Raw genomic sequence first — 5023 nt, forward strand, 5'->3', positions numbered from 1 at the left:
CCATTTCCAGTCACCGCTTTTCGCCCGCAATCGGTACTCCCACTCGTAGAATTCCGTTCGATTCTCGATATGCTCTCTTAGTACTTCGTCATGTTTGGATATGCCTTCCGGGTGAACGAGTTGCTCCCAGCCGGGGAGTCTGCTGCCGAACTCGGCGGGGGAGTAGCCGAGCATTTCGCGGAGATTCACATGTCTGGTCACTTCATCGGTTTCCATATCCCAGTCCCAGACGCCAATATCTGCCCCCTCCACGGCTAACTCCAACCGTTCCTTGACCCGTTCCAACTCGTGGCGTTGGGATTCTTGCTGTAATTTTGCGGCAATCATTTCACCGCTTATTCGCAACAAATCAACGAATTCCTCCGACCACCCCTCCTGTTTTTCCACCCAGTCGAACCCGATAAACCCGATGAGAGTACCCTCTGAAAACATCGGCGAGACGATCAATGATCGGATATCCTGTCCCTCCAAGATTTCTCGTAGGGCACTCGCCTCCGGTGGAAGCTCTGAAACGACTGGGATGGTGACCGATTCGTCATTTTCTAAGTTCCCCACCAACCAGGGTACCGCGTCAAGGGGCAGGTCCTGCACGTCGTCGATTTGCGGTTCGATGCCGTCAGCAGTCCATTCGTGGGTATTACTCAGCGTCTCGTCACCGTAGTCGATTTGAAACACGTAACTTCGGTCCGCGTCGGCGAGCTCCCCTAACGAGGCTAATCCATCGGCAATTTTCTCTTCAAGACTCTCGGGGTTGGCCGCGATAAGGTCACGTGAGAATTCCGTGAGTTGGTTTTCGAGCGATTCGAGATATTCCAATCGGTCACGCTGCTCCATGAGCTGTTGCTCGTACTCCTTGCGCTCGTCGATCACCCGAGCATTTATGATGACCCCGCCGGGGCCGGGCTCATCGAGGAGGCTTTTCCCTCGGCTTTCGACCCACCGCCAAGATCCGTCTGCGTCCAGAATCCGATACTCCGCCGTCACCACTGTGCCGGGATTCTCTATCGCTTCGGTGAATACCTCCATGGCCCGCTCCCGATCCTCCGGGTGTATGTCTTCGAAACCCCTTCGCCCACGCAGTTCTTCCGGGTCGTACCCCATTATCCGTTCCACAGACGGGGTCACGTATATTGCGCGGCCTTGGTCATCGAGAATCATGATCACGTCGGTCGATTTCACAAAGAAGGTTTCGCGGTACTTCCGGTCAGTAATATCGGTAAATTGACAGTGTGTCCGTACGTAATTCCCCTGGTCGTCGTATTCGATTACCCCATCAAACGAGACGATTGCCGTTCCGTCATTGCTGCCCTTGATTTCGAATTCGACATCGGAGATCCCACCACTGGATTTGAAATCCTCGAAACGAGACTCGAACTTCGTTCGTGACCGGTCTGTCAGGATCTCACCGAACAAGCGGCCGATAACAGCTTCTCGGTCGTATCCAAAGAGATCAAGCCAGGCGTCGTTGACGGTGATGATCTCTCCATCAGCGTTCAGCGACAGATATGGATGCGGGGCAAATGATTGGAGAACTTCTACGGGACCGGGGGGACGGTCTGGTCCACTCTCCTCCCAATCGTTCATATTTAAACCTGTTTTCGTATTACAATAGTGTTTGTGGGCTATAGGAGACGTTGTCTGAAAGATATGTGCCCTCAATTCAGCACGCACAATCAGCGGTGAACGTTCGTAGACTGTTTTCATCGGTGGTGGACTTGCCGAAGAGCGTCGGCTGCGGCCCTCCCGGAGATGCGGATATAGTTCTGGGCTGTCGCCAGGTCACTCCGGCCCATCAGCGTGTGGAGTGGGACCGGCGCGACTCCCTGGTCGGCGTGGTAGCTGGCAGCGGTCGCGCTGAGACAATGCGGATGGACTCGACCGTCGATGTCTGCGGCCTCCGCAACGGCTGACACTCGTCTGTTGACAGCGGGTCGTGACCGCGGGAACGCTTCATATTGGTCAGTGACGCGTTCCAGGCTAGCCTCCAGCCGGAGTGACAGATCAATGGGGACCGACCGGGCAGACGCTACCGTCTTCGGATGCCAACGTGTTTTTATCGCCTCTTCTTGGGTACGCCCGTCATTTAATTTCGACAACAAACTGACTCCCGGTCGATTTATCTTCAACCGTCCGAAGAGTGCTGGCCGACAAGAGGAACGAAGTCAGTCAGGTGGGGAGCGCGATGGTAATTCGATTTCCCGTCGGTTCTCGACCCTCAAACATCAATGTCCCATTAGCTCGGGAGACGATACGCTTTGCGAGCCACAACCCCATTCCGCTCGTATGCTTGAGTTGGTCGATTTGACTGGTATCTTTGAGGGCTGCCAGTTGGTCGGATGGAATTGTGGGGTTGCTATCCACGATTTCGAGTTCGATGCCGTCTTCGGTTTCGGTGACGCCGACCCGAACATCCGATGGTTCCTCTGCTGCATGAACGATGGCATTTTCGAGCAACTCTTCGATGGCACGTTCGATTTCCGGGATGGTGGATATCTCCAGTTCGGCAGGCAGGTCGAGTTCGAATACCGCCTCGGGATACTCCTCCTGCAACCGCTCCGTTATGGACCGAATGCGCTGGGTGAGATCGATTCTCGTCGCCGACGAAGGTTCTGTAAGTATCTTCACGATCTCGCGTTCTTTGGTTGCCTGATCGAGCAATTTGTTCCCCGCTTCACGTATCGATTTTGCGTATTCTGCGAGGTTCCCGGACCCCTCTTCTTCGATCATCGACGCCCATCCGAGGATAACGTTCATCTCGCTGTTGAGGTTATGGCGGAGCATCCGGTCGATGGAGCGCATATGTTCCTGTCGCTCTTTTTGCTCCGTGATGTCCGTCTGGATAGCGACGTACCCTTCGATGTCTTCTGCCTCGTTCGTGACCGGGGCAATCGTCTGGCGAGCGTGATAGATATCGCCGTTTTTCCGCCGATTGATGACTTCTTCTTCCCAAATTTCGCCGCTCGTGACGGTCTCCCAGACCTCCTCGTAGTACGCTTCGGACATTTCGCCCGACTTCAGAATGCGTGGATTCTGTCCGATCGCTTCCGCCGGTGGGTACCCCGTTACATCCTCGAAGGCCTCGTTTGCGTACGTAATTTCTCCATCGGAATCCGTCATGTAGATGGCGTGGCCCGCGGCGTCGACTGCCTGTTTGAACTCGCGGAGTTTCTGCTTGCGAGTTTCCGATTCCGTGATATCTCGGAGCGAAGCCACGACTCCCGTGATTTCGTCTTCTGCGCCTTCTCGGAGTGGGTAATAGCTAACGTCGACAAGTCGGGTTTCGCCCTTTTCGGTCAATTGCTCACGGGTGAATTGGCCTTCTTCACCTTCGAGCGCTCGTTCGATGTGAGGCTCGATTTCTTCGAACGTATCCTCTCCAACAATTTTGCGGAGATGGGACCCGCGAATATACCCCTCCGGTTGTCCATGCAGATCACGGTATTGCTCGTTTGCGAAGAGAACCCGGCGATCCCGATCAACTGCCACCAGCAAGTCCGTGGAGCCTTCGACCGCGGCCTCGTATCGTTCGAGTTCGCGTTTGCGTTCCAGCCGTTCCGAGACATCCCGAATCAGCCCAATCATGCCCTCAATTTCCCCGTCTTGATTACGAAGGTAGAAGACGTTCGTTTCACCGGGGAACACCTCGCCGGATTTCCGTTCGTAGGAGACGATTTTGGTGAACTCGGGGTCACCGATGTGTCCCTGGATGGCTTTACCCATCTCCTCGAACTCTTCTTTGCTTTCGTAAACGGCGTGGGTGGGTTTGCCAGCAATTTCGTCGAGCGAGTAGCCGAACAGATCGGTAAATGCCTGATTGCACTCCACGATCTGACGGTCGGTATTCGCGACGAGAATCGCATCACGAATGCTCTCGAAGAGCATTTGATGGCGTCGTGCCTGTCCGTATGCCTGAATCGAGAGGTTTCGAAGCCTGAGCAGGGATTCCACCCGCCACTCCAGTTCATCTTGGTTGATGGGAAGTGTGACGACCTCATCGACCGTACTCTTCGTAATGGAGTCGATGAGGCGATCATGGTCCGGAGTAACTGAACTCCGATCGAACTCGGGAACAAACAATAGATATGGGAGGAGTACTGGTTCGGCGTTCTCCTTAGCGCTGGTCAGGTCTGTTTCGTACCTTCGAAGTGCTCCCCCATCGAGAATGCAGACGTCAAATTCAACCGCTTCCAGATCCCCCTCGAACGAGACGGACCCGAAGGAGTCGTGGGCGTCTATCCAGTCGGCAAGTTGCTCCCGGTTCCCCTCGTCCGAAATGAGTGATAGCACTCGTGGAGAGGTTCTACTGGAATCCTTGGACAGCTCTCCGCTAACATGATGCATTGGTATCAATCCCGGGTCTGCGCCTACTCCTTAACGTATGGGAAGGGCCAGAGACGGTTCCGTTCTGGCATTGATTATACAGGAGGTTTAATCAACCCATCCGCTTCCCGATCACGGTGGGCCGATCAACGTCGCCTCGACGAGGCGTCGATAGCCACGACGGAGCCGAGTGGAGAGTGACTGTTGGGTAACACCGAGTTCCTCGGCGATGTCTTCGAGAGAGTTATCGCGGGGCGTGTCGTAGTAGCCTCGCTCGTAGGCCAACACCAACGCTTCGCGCTGCGGTTCGGTCAATTCGAATCCTTCGCCCTGTAGGGGCAACATTGCGTGAACGTTGATGATCGTGATCGGAATATCGTGTTCCTGGCAGTAGTGTCGAAACGCGGAAATCTCCTCATGACTCTCGCCGCGCACTTCGAATCGCCACTCGTGTTTCTTCCCGATTCCGGACAGCGTGACGACGTTGGCTTCGGCCAGGGCACGCAGGATCCCGACGTACTCCTGTTCCCACTCCGCACGCATCAGATACTGGTCCTCAACGCTATCGACCAGTTGAATTTCAGCAATGCCGGCATGGGATTTGAACGCCGCTTCGATATCCGAGCTATCCACACCCCGCACCCAGAAGTATGGGATGATAATCCGTTCGTGTGGAATCAACCGCTCGAATTCGACCGTCGCC

4 protein-coding genes are annotated in these 5023 nt (G+C 55.0%); all 4 read right to left on the reverse strand.

Features of this window, described 5'->3' with window-relative positions; translation table 11 throughout:
• Positions 1–1584 (reverse strand): PAS domain-containing protein (locus tag V5A26_RS11130; protein ID WP_332322529.1); only part of this gene is annotated, 1584 nt, incomplete at its 3' end.
• Positions 1585–1700: 116 nt separating this feature from the next.
• Entirely contained in the window at positions 1701–1913 is a 213-nt protein-coding gene (locus tag V5A26_RS11135) for a hypothetical protein (RefSeq protein ID WP_332322530.1), read from the reverse strand.
• A 253-nt stretch (positions 1914–2166) separates the two neighbouring features.
• Positions 2167–4287 carry a PAS domain-containing protein gene (locus tag V5A26_RS11140; RefSeq protein WP_332322531.1) on the reverse strand — a complete coding sequence of 707 codons (2121 nt, stop codon included), beginning with the start codon at positions 4285–4287 and terminating at the stop codon, positions 2167–2169.
• A 165-nt stretch (positions 4288–4452) separates the two neighbouring features.
• Positions 4453–5023 (reverse strand): helix-turn-helix domain-containing protein (locus V5A26_RS11145; RefSeq protein WP_332322532.1); only part of this gene is annotated, 571 nt, incomplete at its 5' end.

This window comes from Halodesulfurarchaeum sp. (assembly GCF_036626455.1).
GTDB lineage: Archaea > Halobacteriota > Halobacteria > Halobacteriales > Halobacteriaceae > Halodesulfurarchaeum.